Source organism: Humisphaera borealis (genome assembly GCF_015169395.1).
GTDB lineage: Bacteria > Planctomycetota > Phycisphaerae > Tepidisphaerales > Tepidisphaeraceae > Humisphaera > Humisphaera borealis.
In genome coordinates this window covers 5,489,038-5,503,431 of record NZ_CP063458.1, presented here as the reverse complement: position 1 = coordinate 5,503,431, position 14,394 = coordinate 5,489,038, and the positions used below count along the sequence as shown (strand labels likewise).

Genomic DNA, 14,394 nt, shown 5'->3' with positions numbered 1-14,394 from the left:
GGTACACGCATACCGCAAACAGATTAGCGCAGTTTTTCCAAGCTGCACGTCTGCGGACGCGCGCCGGAAAGCCTGCACCACAACCTTCTGTTTGAACCAATCATCCCGCGGGAGCCTTGGTGTGCCTCCCGAACCGGCAAACCATCACGGAGGTGGCGGTGTTGGTGCCGGGGTCGCACCGTCGGCCGGTGCAGGCGCGGGTGCCGGGGCCGGCGTTGCACCATCCGTCGGGGCTGGTGGCGGCGTGGGGGTCGAGCCGTCAGTTGGCGGTGGTGTAGGCGTCGGCGCGGGTGTTGTTCCGTCGGTCGGCGCGGGGGTTGGGGTCGGCGTTGTACCATCCGTCGGGGCGGGCGGCGGCGTTGGGGTCGTGCCGTCGGTCGGCGTTGGAGCCGTGGCCGGTGTTGGCGTCGGTGTCGGGGCCGTCGCAGGCGTTCCGTCGGGATTAAACAGTGGACCCGTCGAAGGCTCGGTCGAGGGAGCCGTTGTCGGCGCTGACGGCAGCGTCGCGGGGCGGAGCGTGGGCTGGGTCGTCGGTGCGACGCCGAGCTTTGTCAGGATTTCTTCGGGAGCATGGCGTGGCAACGCGTTGTCGTAATCCCGCCGGTAGGCCTTGGCGACTTCGACGGCAACCGTCAGCTTGTCCGGGGCTGATTTGTCCCCCGTCAGCGCCAGCACGCGCGAACGCGCGTAGGCGGTGTTTATCAGGAGTTCCCGGGCGGCCTTGGTATGCACGCCCCGCGTGGAATCGACCTTCTGGATGTCGTACAGCGGCGGTTCGCCGCCATCAGCCGACGCGAAGAACGGGTCGAGGGCGCTGCTCGCTTCGGCAAACGCGGTGTCGGCCTTCTTGACCGCCTCATCGACTTCCGCCCGCTGAGGCAATGCGGTGACGGCCTCGGGGGCCGGGTCGATTCCCCCGGCCTGGATGATCGGGACGGCCAGGTTTCGGAGGTCTGCCCGAACGGCCAGGCCGATTGCCTTGTCGGCATAGACGCGTGCGAGCCGCTGGCGGATCTCGGCGTCGCGGTATGCGAACCGCGATTCGTCCAGCAGGTCCATCCGTTGGTCGAACGCCGTGCGGTCAGGGGCCTTGGGCCCCAGCAGCCCCTTGCGTTCCTTCAACGTGGCCGAGGCACCCTTGGCGGCATCGCGGGCGTCCTTGAGGTGCTTCAGCGCAGTCTGATACATGTCGCTGGATCGACCGTACAGTTCGTCGGCGGCCGCCACTGCCTGGCGTAGCTGGTCGAGCTTGGAGACGACGTTGTTGTCGGCATTGATCTTGGCCAGTTCCGCCAGGGTCGCAGGGCGCGACGACGGACCATCGCCGGGCTTGGTGAGGGTGGCCTCCGATGGAATCGAGGCTGGCCGGCCGCCAGCGTCTTCACCTTGTACGACCTTTTTTGTCTCGGCGGTGACGAGGGCCACCAGGTCCTGCACCGACTTCCAGCGATCCGCTTCCAACTGCTTGCGCACTTCCATCAGCTTGACGGCTTCGTCGATCGCCGGCTTGCGGGACTGGGCGACCTGTATTTGGTGCTGGGCGTTCATGATCCGGCCGTCGATTGCCTGGATGTCCAAGTCGAGCATCGTGGCCTGCTGATTCTGCTTGGATGCTTCGATCAGCTTGTTATACGCGACTTCGCCGGCGTCCTTCTTGGCTTCTTCGACCAGGCCGGCGGCGTCCTGACGCAGCTTGGTCGCCTTTTCGACGGCGGCCTTGCGTTCTTCGTTAGCCTTATCGAGATCGGCCTGTGCCTTGGCGGCCTCGGCGTCGACGCGCGATCCGGCGGGCATCACGGCCGGATCGGTGCCCATCCAGACCGAGTCGGGAGCGGTGCCGGCGATCAGTGCCTTCTTCTTGTCCAGGTCCTCTTCGATCGCGGTCGGCTTCCGGAGGTTGTAGGCGGCCACGCGGGCGTTGTTCAGCTTGACCTGGCCGAGCAGGCGGTGGATTTCTTCCACGACACGAGCGGCTTCGACCTCGTGGATCGACGCCTCGCGGGCGATCGCGTCACCGACGGCCGCCTCGAGGGTTGCCAGCCGGACCAGCGGATCGACCTGGGCTTCCGGCGTCGTGCCGGCGGTCTTGGCCGCTTCGTCCATTGCGGCAATCAGCGCCTTGCGGTCTTCGATTGCGATGGAGCGCAGGGCGGTTGCGATCGCTTCGCGCTGGCGGAAGTTCAAGCCGCGTTCGGCAGCCTTCCAGTCGCCCATGCTTTCCGGCTTGGTGGCATCGACCGCGCTCAGGGGCGTCAACGCGGCGACGGCCTTCTGCGCGTCGGTGATCGCCGCCTTTTGAACGGCAGTGGTTACGGGCTCGGCGTCGGTCCGGGTTGGGGTCTTCTCGGCGGCTTTGGTGACAGCGGCGTACAGAGCCTTGTCGGCCTTGTGCGACTCGGTATCACAGCCGACAACGCCCAGGCCGGTAAGTGCCAGCGAGGCAAAAACGGCCGACTGCAAGCGCGACGACGCGGGCACAAGAGCCGATCGACTGCCTCGTTTCCAAGGTGCGAACATCAATGCTTCTCCGCAGGTGCACAAACCAAAGTGGACGCGACGACTATGGGAAGAGTCACCGATCAGCTTCTGCAACAAAACGGGCTGACCGAGCCGGGCTGACCCGGCCGAGTGGCAACTCGGGGGCGACCGGGAAGGGTACGGGCAATCTGTCGCCAAACCTCACTCGCCAAAGGGATTGTCTCGATTGCGGGGTATGAAGTCAAAGAAAAGTCTGCCGGACGGAAATCATGCGGCGCAATCCGGGGCAATACCGCGCCAAATCCCCCGATCGGTCGTATCATGTGCCGGTTCTGATTTCTGAGGAGGCTTATGCCCATCGAAACCGCTTCGGAAGGTTTGTTTGGCCACCTGGGCCGCGGCGCGGGGAAGATGACCGACCCGCTCCAGAAGGGGTTTGTCGTCTACTCGTCCGACACCTGGACCCCGAACGTCAACCTTTACGAAACCCCTGCCTCTTACTTCGTTTGCGTCGATCTGGCGGGGGTGGACAAGGAAAAAATCGACGTCGAGGTCGTCAATCAGCGGCTGACGCTCAAAGGGAGCCGGCTGGTGCCCAGTCCCGATTTTCCTGACGTCCCCGGAGAAAGCGATCCGGCCCAGAAGCGCGCCCGGGTGCATCTGATGGAAATCGACCACGGCCCCTTCAGTCGGGTCGTGGAACTGCCGCCCGACGCGAATCGCGACGGCATCGTCGCCAACTACCGCCAGGGCATGCTCTGGATTGAGATTCCGAGAACTTAGGAGGAGTAGGCAATCCGCAGCGTCTGCGGGCAGAACACACGGAACAGCGCGGGCCGGCGAACGGTCGAACGCGTTGCACAAATCATTCGACGACGTGTTTCTGCCTGCCTTCTGCTGCCATCTGCCTGCTGAAGCGAAATGCCCGATACCCAGATCATCGAACGCACGCCTGAAGCGACAACCATCCGTACGGGGTCCAACGGCCAAACGCTCACGCTGCCGAACATCATCCCCCTTCTGCCGATCCGTAACATCGTCGTCTTTCCCGGCACCGTCATGCCCCTGAATGTCGGCCGGCCCAAGAGCAAGGCGCTGCTCGACGAAGTCATGCCCGGCGAGAAGCTGATCGGCGTCTGCACGCAGCGCAACCCAGAACTGGAGGACCCCGGTGCGGGAGACCTCCATTCGATCGGCGTCGCGTGCATGATCCTCAAGCTCTTCAAGATGCCCGACGGCAACCAATCGATCATCGTGCACGGGCTGACGCGCTTCCGTTTACTGGAGCTGGTCCAGACCGAGCCCTTTGCCCTGGGTCGGATCGAGGTTCTCGAAGACATCCTGGTCCCCTCGCAGGGGCTGGACGCGCTCGTGGCTTCGGTCCGTCAGCAGGCGAACCGCGTGATCGAGCTTTCTCCCAACACCCCCGAAGAAGCGGCGCAGGTGCTGAACAGCATCACGCAGCCGGCGGCGCTGGCCGATTTCCTGGCGGCGAACCTGCCGATCGAAAAGGGGGACATCACTGATAAACAGAAAATGCTGGAGGAGCTCGACGTCGAGAACAGGCTGCGCCTGATCGCCGCCCGGCTTGCGACCCAGCTCGACGTCCTGGAACTCCAGAACAAGATCCAGTCGCAGGTCAAAGAAAACATCGATAAGAGCCAGCGACGCTACTACCTGACCGAGCAGCTCAAGGCGATCCGCAAGGAGCTGGGCGAATCTGAAGGCGGCGCGGGCGGCGGGGAAATCGAGCAGCTCCGGACGAAGCTCGACGAAGCCCGCCTTCCCGAACTGGTGCTCAAAGAGGCCGACCGCGAACTGGCGCGGCTGGAATCCATCCCGTCGGCGTCGCCGGAGTATGGCGTCATCCGGACGTGGCTGCAGATCGTGAGCGAGCTGCCCTGGTCGAAGGAGACCATCGATAAGATCGACCTGATCGAGGCTCGCAAGATCCTCGATCGCGATCACCACGACCTGGACAAGGTCAAACGCCGCATCGTCGAATACCTGGCCGTGCGCAAACTGCTCGGCGAGGTGAAAAAGACTGCTGAAGCCAAGGCGCTTGCCGAAGGCAAAAGCCTGGGCGATCAGAAAAAGTCGGGCGGCGGCGCGATCCTTTGTTTCGTCGGGCCGCCGGGGGTCGGCAAGACGTCGCTTGGGATGAGCATCGCGGAAGCAATGGGCCGGAAGTTCATCCGCGTGGCGCTGGGCGGTGTGCGGGACGAAGCCGACATCCGCGGCCACCGCCGAACCTACATCGGCAGCATGCCCGGTCGGCTGATCGCCGAACTTCGCAAAGCCGGCACGCGCAACCCGGTGATGATGCTGGACGAGATCGACAAGATGAGCAACGACTTCCGCGGCGACCCCGCCAGCGCGATGCTCGAGGTGCTTGACCCCGCCCAGAATCACACCTTCACCGACCATTACCTCGACGTGCCCTTTGACCTGTCAAAGGTCATGTTCATCGCAACCGCCAACACGATGGACACCGTGCCGGGTCCGCTGCGCGACCGCATGGAAGTGATCGACATCCCCGGCTATACCGAGACCGACAAACTGAGCATCGCCAAGCAGTACCTTGTCCCCCGACAGCTTGAGGCCAACGGCCTGACGCGCCCCCAGGTGAAGTTCAAGGACGAGGCGCTCAAGTGGATCATCGAGGGGTACACGCGGGAAGCCGGCGTGCGGAACCTGGAACGCAACATCGGGTCGGTCGCTCGCGCGATTGCGGCCGAACTCGTGACGCGATCCGACGCCTCCAATGCCAGCGCCAACGCGAGGCCGGCAAAAGGTCGAAAGGCCGTGCACGTCTCCAACGGGCATACGGCCCAGTCCGAAGTCACAACGTCTGACGCGGCGCTCCGCGAGAAGACGGCCACCGCATTGCCCGTCGCCGCAGCGGCACAGTCAGAACCGGAAGCGGGCAAGTTCGTTGTTGACCGCGACTACGTCACCCGGATCCTGGGCCCCCGCCGCTTCGAACCGGAGCTGGCGCAGCGAACCAGTGTTCCCGGGGTGGCGACAGGAATGGCCTATACGCCCTTCGGCGGCGAGATTCTCTTCATCGAAGCCACGCGCATGCCGGGCAAGGGCGGTATCACCCTGACCGGACAGATCGGCGACGTGATGAAGGAGTCGGCAACGGCGGCGTTCAGCCTGGTCCGGTCGCGCGCCGTCGCGCTGGGAATCGACCCCAAGCTGCTCGCCGAGAGTGACGTCCACCTGCACGTCCCGGCTGGCGCGGTGCCAAAAGACGGCCCCAGCGCCGGAACGGCGATGTTTACCTCGCTCGCCTCGCTGTTCCTGAATCGTCCGGTGCGGTCGGACGTCGCGATGACCGGCGAGATCACCCTGCGTGGCCTGGTGCTGCCGATTGGCGGCTTGAAGGAGAAGTCGCTCGCGGCCAAGCGGGCGGGTATCCGTCAGGTCATCGTTCCCAAGCGAAATGAGAAGGACATGCCCGACATTCCGCAGGAAGTGCGCGAAGGGCTGACATGGCACTTTGTCGAGAATGTCGATCAGGTCATGGAGTTCGCACTGGTGCCAAAGCCGAAATCCCAACCGGCTCGCGCGGCAACGAACGGATCCGCAAAGTCGAAAAAGACAACACGCGCGCGAAAGTGAGGCATCTCGGGCTGGTGTAACGGACTTGTTGTGGTGAGGGCTTCTGCAAACTGAATGTGCAGGCTGAAGCTCGCACCACAGATGCCTAACCCGCTACACCGTCGTGAGAACCGCGTTAGATCAGGATTCCCGCTCCTGACCGGGCACTGCCTGCGGCGGCAAAGCAATAGTCCGTAGTCGGCGTGGAACTTCGCGGCGGTCTGTCGTATTCTGAAGGTTCCGGAAGGAAACTCTGACTATGGAACCGTTTTTCACCGAACGCACTGAAAAGGGCTATTCGATTGTCGACTTCACGACGGAGTCGCTGATGAACCCGCTCGAACTCGAGTCCATCGGCCAAGCCCTTTATCGCCTGGTCGATTCCACCAAGCCTCAGAAGCTCCTGCTCAACTTCCAGAAGGTCAAATACTTGTCCTCGCAGGCGGTCGGCATCATTCTGACGCTGAACAAGAAGGTCGGTCAGACGAAAGGGGCCTCGATCACGCTTTGCGGCGTTGGCCCTTCCCTGCTGCAACTGCTGAAGATCACCCGGCTTGACAAGATCCTGTCGATCAAACCCACGGCCGCCGAGGTCCTCAAGGGCGCGTAGGCGATTTTCAGTCGCCTGAAAGCCTATCCTGGGAATAGAATATTCTGATTCCGGTGAAATCTTCCGAGCGCTCGGCAGTATCTTTATCGTGAGCACTGACGGACCGACCATTCCCGCGACACGCCTGGAGTCCGCCCGCGTCGGGCTGCCCGCTCCCGATTTTGTCATCCCCGATATCGCCGGAAACTCCTTTCGACCTTTTGATGCACTTCCGGTGGGCGGGTTGATCCTGGTCTTCTATCGCGGCCATTGGTGCCCGTACTGCCGGCGATATCTCTGCAAACTGCAGGCGAATCTCAAGCGCATTGAAGAAGCCGGCGGGCGGGTCGTCGCCATCAGTCCCGAACCGCCGTCGGCCGGTGCCGCAATGGCCCGGGAACTGGGACTCACGTTCACAATACTCAGCGACACCGGCGGACAGGTCATCGACCACTTCGGGACACGCAACGGATTTCTCGGCGGCAGCAGCGTTCTGCCGCACCCGAGTGTGTTCGTGATCGATAACCAGGGGGTCGTTCGCTTCCGCAGCATCGATCGGAACTACAAGAAGCGGACGACGATTCGCACGATCATGGGCGTGCTCGCGACGCTCGCGGTCACCGCTCAGGCGAGCCCCGCGGGTGTTCAGGGGATGGCGGCGACCGCGATGGATTTTGCCTGATCTCGTCGGTCGGTGTGCCCGGCGTCGAATCGCATCAGCCTCATAACCCCGCCTGCTTAATCCGGCTTGTACATCGTGTTGTCGATCGACAGAAATCCCGTCCCGGCACCGATGCGCCCCACGTCGGCCGGTGCGGTCGAGGTGAAACGTTCGTCGAATGACTCGGCGTGATGATCGGCGAAGACGGCATTGGTTCGACCGCGATGGCGGAACGCCTGCGTCCCGGCCCATCGGCCCTGGAACCCTGCATCACCGGGATTCGGCCAGGGGGCACGCATGAACTTGTTGGCACCGGCGGCGAATCCGCCGTCGCCGAAAAGGACGCACGTCGCGGGTTTCCTGATGTCGCTGATGCGAGCCGGTGCCGGGATGGCCTCATGCTCGCCGTGGCCGATGTAGCTGGTGTTGTAGTTGTAGCCGGTGTACGGGTCGCCCCCGGAATTGGAGGCGCCTTCGAACGCCGGGCATTGCTGGACGGCCAGTGCATCGCCGCCCGCCGCGACCGGGACACCGCCCGCCGCCCAGAGCAGGCCGGGCTTGACCGTCCAGGTGCTGCCGGGCGTTCGCGATCGCGTCAGGGTGAAGTCCCAGTTGTAGCTGGTGATCGTCGTCGGCGTGATGGCGGTGTAGTAGGCGATCGGATAGCGACGGTCGCCGGTGCCGGCATAGGCCTGCGCCGCGATCGCCATCTGGCGAAGATTGGAAAGACAAAGGGTCGAGCGACCACTGTCTCGGGCCCGGCCCATCGCCGGGAGGATCAACGCCACAAGCGCGGCAACAATACCGACAACAACCAGCAGTTCGACGAGGGTGAAGCCCCCGCGATCGCGCGCGGTTGAGGGCAGGATGCCCGAACGGCGGCCGGAGATTGTCGGACAAGAGCCTTTCAGCATCGGCGCGTTCTACGACGTAAGAGCAACCCACCGGCGGCAAACGCCAAAGCGACGGCTCCCGGTTCGGGCACGGCCGTCACATCGGCGATCGCATCGACGTCGCCGCCGTCTCCACTTAGCCGGATGTAGCGAATCCAGGCAAAGCCGCTGTCGGTCAGATCGAACCCCGCCCCGCCGCCCGACCCGTTGTAGAGCGCGATCGCTTCGGCGGCGGTCTTACCGACGAAACTGGCGTCGCCCAGCGACGGATCGACCGGTTTTGTGAAGTCCGATTCAGCACCCCACGCGTTGTTGGCTCCGTCCCATGTATACGCCTGCGTCGGAAACAATCCGTCGCCGGTGCGGGTGGAGTAGCTGTACCACGGGCCGGCGAGGGATTGAGCAACCTCCACGGTCACCGCCTCGCTGTTGACGCCGGCAAGGATGCTGATCTGCCCCATGTCACTGGTCGGCGTGACAGCGGCCGATCCGGTGAAGAACGAGTTCCCGAACACGATGAAATCGACGCCGAACGGGTTCTTCGTGTCATTCTCGACATCGTGGTCGAACGTAACGACGATCGACTGTCCGGCGTTGAGCGTGGTGACGATCGAGGTTGCCTGGTCGGTGGCGGTCCCAAATGGCGCGGCGACGACCGACGAGCGATAGTCGATGCCGTTCAGAGCATCGTGATACATCGTGGTCGGCTTGCCCAGGACCGCGGAAGGATCGGTGTAGAGCCCCGGCGTTACCGGGAAGCCCGTCGTCGAAACGACAGACGTCGCAAAAGGCGATGCCATGGCGGGCAGGGCAAAGACGGCTGCCGCGCCGGCAAAGAGAACTGCAGAAATTGATCGTCTCATTGAAATCCGTTTCGCGGCAATCGGTCGTGCCTTCGGTTCGAAGAGATTGTCGGCCGGGCCGCAGGCCCTGCGGCCCGGCCGACAACGACAGTGTGCACAGAGGTCAGCGGCGTCGGCGGGCGAGCAACCCGACGGTGGCGACACCCATCAGGCCGAGCGACGCCGGTTCCGGAACCGGCGCGGCGGCCGAGCCGAACACCCAGCCGTCAACGTATCCGTTGTCGATCGTGCGAACGCCCGCGCCGATCGACGAGAACGTCCAGCTCGCGCCGGCGGAGTCGGCGGTCCAGTAGTGCCACCAGCCTTCGGGCGGGATGTAGGTCGGTCCGTCGGTATGCCCGTTGTAGGCGATGGATGAGATGAAGAACGATCCGCCTGTGCCCGGTGCGTCAAGCGTGAACCCCGGCAACGTGTCGATGGTTCGCAGCAGTTGCTCGCCGGTGGTGGTCGGCCCGGCGTAATTGACGAGGAAATCGAAGGTCGCCCCGTCCGAGAAGTTGAGCACCACCGTCGCCGATTCGTCGCCGGTGCCGACGGCGATCGGTGCCGCGGTTGCGGCCGTCGCGGCCCCAAGGCTGCCCAGGGATAGAAGCACGAGAAAACGCCGTCGTCCCCGGGGGACAACGGACCGAGACATCAGACCTTTCACAATAGCTCCCTGTCCCGATTCGCGCGGGACGGTCGTCGCCCGCTGGCGACGCGAAACCCCAATCCTGAAAACGAAAACACCCGGTCCTTCGCGACGAAGTACCGGGTGGCGTGTCTGTCCGGGGTCGATGGAACAGGGGCCTGCCCGGTGCTGAGTCCTTTGGGTCGCGAGGACGAACACCAAACGACAGGCAGGTCTTCCGGCTCAGGGTGATCACGTCGGCCGTCTTCCCGCCACGGGTTTTTCCCGTCGGCAGTGACTTCGTTGGCCGAACGCTTGGCGAGACCGGCGAGGGATCTTCACGACCCTGCTTCCGGTATTCGCCCACCCTTCACGGCGGCGCGTCCGCGGTGGAATCCCCGGCATTCCGGCCCTCAAGCGGCCTACACCGAGTCACCACACTTCCCTATTCAGCCGAACGGCGGCAGATTCCTCGGCCGTGTCCGGACACCTTTCGCTTGCGAATCGGAAGATACAGGCAAATGCCGGCGCGTCAACGCGAATGAAAGTTCTGAACACAGGTGCACCTGGTTCTGACTTCCAAGTCGTGCAGAAGTCGATGTTTGTCGACACCCGGCGGGCTGTTGAATGCTGTGGATAAGTGAAGCGGCGGTACAGTCACGGGTAATCGGGCCCGTCTTCAGTGAAGCCGTTCGGTCGGCAATCACGAATCGGTCGGCTTCTGCGGTTCCGGGAACAGTGCCGCGATCTCTTCAGGAAGCGGAATCTCAAAACTCACCGGGCGGCCGGTGCCGGGGTGCTGGAAGCCCAACTTTGTCGCCACCAGCATCAGGCCCGTTTCCGGTGGTGATTTTTCGCCGTGCCCGTAGATCGCGTCGCCGACGATGGACCAGTTCTTCTGGCTCATGTGAACGCGAATCTGATGCTTTCGCCCGGTGTGCAGTGTCACGCGCACCAGCGACACTTTGCCGACGGTCCGCACCAGTTCATAGTCGGTCACGGCGCGGTCGCCGCGCCCCTGCTGCTTCGTCGAGTACACGTGCCCGTCGGCGCGCTCGACAAGCCGTGTCTCGATTCGTCCCGCAGCAGGCTTGGGCTTGCCTCGGACGGCGGCGTGGTACACGCGCTGGACGGCATGGTGAAAGAACTGCGACTTGAGCGACTGGTACGCTTCATCCGTCTTCGAGAAGACCAGCAGCCCGGAGGCGTCGCGGTCCAGCCGATGAATGAGCCCGACCCGCACCCTCAGATTCTGCCGCGCCTGATCGTCCCGGATCATCGCCAGCAGTGTCGGCCGAGGCTCATTGGGTACGGTGCTGGTCAGCAAACCGGGCGGCTTGTAGACGATCAGGATGTCGTCGTCTTCAAAAACAATGTCGTAATGCCGTGACTCGCGCAGGGTCGGCTTGCGGGCGCGATCGCCCTTTGGCATTCGAGGATCCATCCCCGGCAGCGGTCGGTCGATGACAGAGGCCCGATCACCGACGGCCATGACGGCGGTGAATCGAGTTGCCGGTTTGCCGTTGATCAGGACCCGGCGGTCGTCCACCATCTGGCGCAATGCAGTGCGCTTGGCGTGGGGGAATTGTTGGATGAGCCAGTCGGATAACGTCACGTGGGCCGGCGAGTCTACGGGAACGCCGGAAATAAGAAATGGGGCCCTGGCCTCACCCACGCGACGGCCAGAGCCCTTCTCTACTTTGAACTGCTTAATGTTTTTGGGATCACACGAGCTGTGTGCGTATTCTTACCAAGCCGAGAAACGAAAGTTGTTAGCGCGGCGCAAATTGTCCGCGCCGTTCTTTCAAGGGCTAGTCCGGAATGGCCGGTTCGCCTCTGGCGACTGCGATCAGGCGTTGCATCACCCGGGACTTGACCTGCGCCGCTTCCATGCGGCGAACAACGAGCTGTAGTGCGGTAAGTCCCGGGGTCGTCCCGAGATAGAACTGGCATTCGCTCAGCAGATGTTCCCATCGCGGGTCATCTATGCTGGAAACATCGACAAGCTCGGGGACGAACAGCGTCGGAATAGCCATAAGTCGAAGTCTGACAGAACTTTCCAGTCCGATGCTCGTATCGGCGCACGCCGACGCCAGCCGCTTCCAGGACGGAACGATCCGTACAGATCCCCAGGCGTCTGTCGGCTCGGCGGCTATCTTGACCGTCGGACCGAAACCGTACTGCCCGGACCCATCGGGCTCGGTCAGCATCCCCCACACGGGCAGCAGTTCTTCCGCAGCGATTTTTCCATCGAGGCGCAAAACGATCGGCGCTTCGGAGGCCGACCCGGCGGGCCGGTCCCCCGTCGTCAGTGCGATTGCCGCCTGCGGGATCATCTGTCGGAGTTGCTGCTGACGAAAGTCGTCGGTCAATGGCTGCTGTTTTTCGTCCTGGGAGAGGATCTGCAACTCGAAAGCCCGGGCGTCAGCCGGCCAGTTGCCCTGAATCGCCCCGGCATAGGTTTCAGCCGGCCAACCACCGTCGGCGTCGATCCTCGAGATGTCGATCTGGTTGATACGAACGATCATTGGTGTGATTGGAAGAGGGGAGAGACGCAGTGTCGGAGCGAGCCGGCGACAAATTGGCGAAACATCCGTACGCGCTTCGTCACTGCGTCTCTTGGCCTCTGGGTCTCATCTCCTCCCCATTGAGTACCCCTACACCAGCTCAAACGTCCCACCAGCAAATGCCGTTACATTGACCATGACGCCTTCGCTGATGGCGCCATTGGCGAGGTCGAAGACGATGTCTTCGTCGGGCAGATCGACGGTAATCGCCGTCCCGGCCTGAATGACCAGCGTGCGAGCGTCGAGGGAGCGGACCCGGCCCTGGATGATCTTGGGGGGGCCAAAGATAGGCGTGATGAAGTTCCCGCCGCTGGGCACAGTCCATACCTTGCGGGCCTTTACGCGAATGATCGCCTTCACCGGTTTGCCGGTGGGTCCGGCATACTTGGGGCTGACCAGTTCCAGTTCGTAATTCGTGCCGGTCGGGGCAAAGATCACTTTGCCATCCTTGACTGCCGTCACCTTGCCGGTGGCATAAAACGCCGTCGCGGTCGCCATGTCGCTCCTTTGCTGTCCGTCGCGGTCTGCAATGAAGCGGATAATCTAGCGAACGAACCGAGATTGTGTAGGGGCGCAGACGCGATTCGACAAACCAGGAGTCCCGCGTCGGGTCCCGACCGGCTCCCCATCGGCATCGGTGTGAATGCGGGTCATCAGTCCTGCTACTTCTTCTTCGGCGTTCCCGCCTTCCCGTCCTTCATCGGCCAGTTCGGATCATCGACCCGGGCTTCCTTCATGAGCTTCTCGGCTTTGGCGACGAGATCGGGCTTACTGACGGCAAGATTCTTCGTCTCGGCGACATCGACGGACAGGTCGTACAACTCGATTGGTGCGCTCGGTCCATTGCGGACCGCTTTCCAATCGCCGAAGCGGATCGCCTGAATGGACTTCGGTCCTTCGTGAAGCTCCCAGTAAAAGTAGTTACGCTTGGGCGCGTCGCCGCCCTTGAGGAACGAAACGAGCGACTTGCCGTCGAGTTTCACGTCTTTGGGTGCGTCAGCCCCTGAAAGTTCCAGTGCCGTCGGAAAGAAGTCCCAGAACGCCCAGGGATCCTGGCTCACCCGGCCGGCCGGCACCTTGCCCGGCCAGCGGACCAGTGCGGCCTGCCGCAAAGCACCTTCATACATGCCGCGTTTAAAACCGCGCAGTTTTCCGCCAATGGTCTGGTCGAAGTGTTTGCCGATCTCCGACTTCGGGTCGAACGATGAGCCATTGTCGCCGGCGAAGAAGACGATCGTATTGTCGTCGATGCCCAGTTCCTTGAGCACGTTGAGCACCCCGCCGACGTCGCTGTCCAGCCGGCTGACCATGGCGGCGTACGTCTTCTGCTGCGGCGTCCAGTTCGTGCTTTCGTACTGTCCGAGCTTGTCGATCTCAAACCTGCCGTGCGGCAACGTAATGGCATAGAACAGGAAGAACGGCTGATCCTTGTGCTTGCGAAGCCAGGCTTGGACATCGTTCTGGATCAGGTCCTGTGCATAGGTCTGCCCGATCCCTTTGCCATCGTTCCCGGGCAGTTCGAACCGCTTGTCATCGTTGTAGAGGTACGTCGGGAAATAGCTGTGTGCGTGTCGCTGGCAGTTGTAGCCGAAGAAGTGATCCATTCCCTTCTTGAACGGGCTGCCGGTGGTGTCGAACATGCCCATGCCCCACTTGCCGGCCGTCGCGGTGGCATAACCGGCGGCTTTCAGCGACTGGGCGACTGTCGCCGTCCCGGCGGGAAGCGGGAACTGCCCTTCCGGCTGAATCTCTCGATTGGCGCGCACCGGGCAGTGCCCCATGTGCAGCCCCGTCATCAGGCTTGATCGCGAGGGCGCGCACACGCTCGTACCGCAATACGCCTGCTCGAACCGGGTTCCCTCGGCCGCCATCCGATCGAGGTTCGGCGTTTTGATCAGTTTCTGCCCGTAGCAGCCGAGGTCCCCCTGGGCGACGTCGTCCGACAGAATGAAGATGATATTGGGCTTCTTCTCCGCCGCACCGGCGGGGCTGGAAGTTGCCAGACCGACTGCCACCACCGACACGACCAACCCGATCCAGATCCGCATCGCAATTCTCCGCTCGCGTACAGGGACGTTACCTCTGGCATTGAATCGCGCGGGAAGCCGATTTATTGACAGCCAATCC

The 14,394-nt window shown here is 63.0% G+C and carries 12 protein-coding genes and 1 riboswitch; of the genes, 4 read left to right on the top strand and 8 right to left on the bottom strand.

Features of this window, described 5'->3' with window-relative positions:
- Positions 1-144 precede the first annotated feature (144 nt).
- Entirely contained in the window at positions 145-2,517 is a 2,373-nt protein-coding gene (locus IPV69_RS20645; RefSeq protein ID WP_206291615.1) for a hypothetical protein, read from the bottom strand.
- A gap of 312 nt (positions 2,518-2,829) precedes the next feature.
- Between IPV69_RS20645 and IPV69_RS20640 the strand changes: the two genes are divergently transcribed.
- The 4 genes from IPV69_RS20640 to IPV69_RS20625 all read left to right on the top strand — a co-directional run bounded on the left by IPV69_RS20640 (position 2,830) and on the right by IPV69_RS20625 (position 7,355).
- Positions 2,830-3,261 carry an Hsp20/alpha crystallin family protein gene (locus tag IPV69_RS20640; protein ID WP_206291614.1) on the top strand — a complete coding sequence of 144 codons (432 nt, stop codon included), beginning with the start codon at positions 2,830-2,832 and terminating at the stop codon, positions 3,259-3,261.
- A gap of 138 nt (positions 3,262-3,399) precedes the next feature.
- Complete coding sequence (gene lon / locus IPV69_RS20635; protein ID WP_206291613.1) at positions 3,400-6,105, top strand: endopeptidase La; 2,706 nt, start codon at positions 3,400-3,402, stop codon at positions 6,103-6,105.
- A gap of 238 nt (positions 6,106-6,343) precedes the next feature.
- Positions 6,344-6,694 carry an STAS domain-containing protein gene (locus IPV69_RS20630; protein WP_206291612.1) on the top strand — a complete coding sequence of 117 codons (351 nt, stop codon included), beginning with the start codon at positions 6,344-6,346 and terminating at the stop codon, positions 6,692-6,694.
- A gap of 88 nt (positions 6,695-6,782) precedes the next feature.
- Entirely contained in the window at positions 6,783-7,355 is a 573-nt protein-coding gene (locus tag IPV69_RS20625; RefSeq protein ID WP_206291611.1) for a peroxiredoxin family protein, read from the top strand.
- Between the two features lie 56 nt (positions 7,356-7,411).
- Here IPV69_RS20625 and IPV69_RS20620 read toward each other — a convergent pair whose 3' ends face one another.
- The 7 genes from IPV69_RS20620 to IPV69_RS20590 form a co-directional block, all read right to left on the bottom strand.
- Positions 7,412-8,248 carry a type II secretion system protein gene (locus tag IPV69_RS20620; protein WP_206291610.1) on the bottom strand — a complete coding sequence of 279 codons (837 nt, stop codon included), beginning with the start codon at positions 8,246-8,248 and terminating at the stop codon, positions 7,412-7,414.
- Positions 8,242-9,090: a hypothetical protein gene (locus IPV69_RS20615; protein WP_206291609.1), complete on the bottom strand. Its 849-nt coding sequence runs from the start codon at positions 9,088-9,090 to the stop codon at positions 8,242-8,244. Before IPV69_RS20615 ends, IPV69_RS20620 begins: the two co-directional genes overlap by 7 nt.
- A 103-nt stretch (positions 9,091-9,193) precedes the next feature.
- Complete coding sequence (locus IPV69_RS20610) at positions 9,194-9,685, bottom strand: PEP-CTERM sorting domain-containing protein (protein ID WP_206291608.1); 492 nt, start codon at positions 9,683-9,685, stop codon at positions 9,194-9,196.
- A 226-nt stretch (positions 9,686-9,911) separates the two neighbouring features.
- A riboswitch (cobalamin riboswitch) is annotated at positions 9,912-10,209 on the bottom strand.
- A 194-nt stretch (positions 10,210-10,403) separates the two neighbouring features.
- Entirely contained in the window at positions 10,404-11,315 is a 912-nt protein-coding gene (locus IPV69_RS20605; protein ID WP_206291607.1) for an RluA family pseudouridine synthase, read from the bottom strand.
- Between the two features lie 196 nt (positions 11,316-11,511).
- The gene (locus tag IPV69_RS20600; RefSeq protein WP_206291606.1) at positions 11,512-12,228 is read right to left on the bottom strand and encodes a hypothetical protein; all 717 of its coding nucleotides are present in this window, start codon (positions 12,226-12,228) and stop codon (positions 11,512-11,514) included.
- 129 nt (positions 12,229-12,357) lie between these two features.
- On the bottom strand, positions 12,358-12,765 hold the full coding sequence (locus IPV69_RS20595; protein WP_206291605.1) for a hypothetical protein: 408 nt from the start codon (positions 12,763-12,765) through the stop codon (positions 12,358-12,360).
- Positions 12,766-12,929: 164 nt separating this feature from the next.
- Complete coding sequence (locus IPV69_RS20590; protein ID WP_206291604.1) at positions 12,930-14,315, bottom strand: arylsulfatase; 1,386 nt, start codon at positions 14,313-14,315, stop codon at positions 12,930-12,932.
- Positions 14,316-14,394 lie beyond the last annotated feature (79 nt).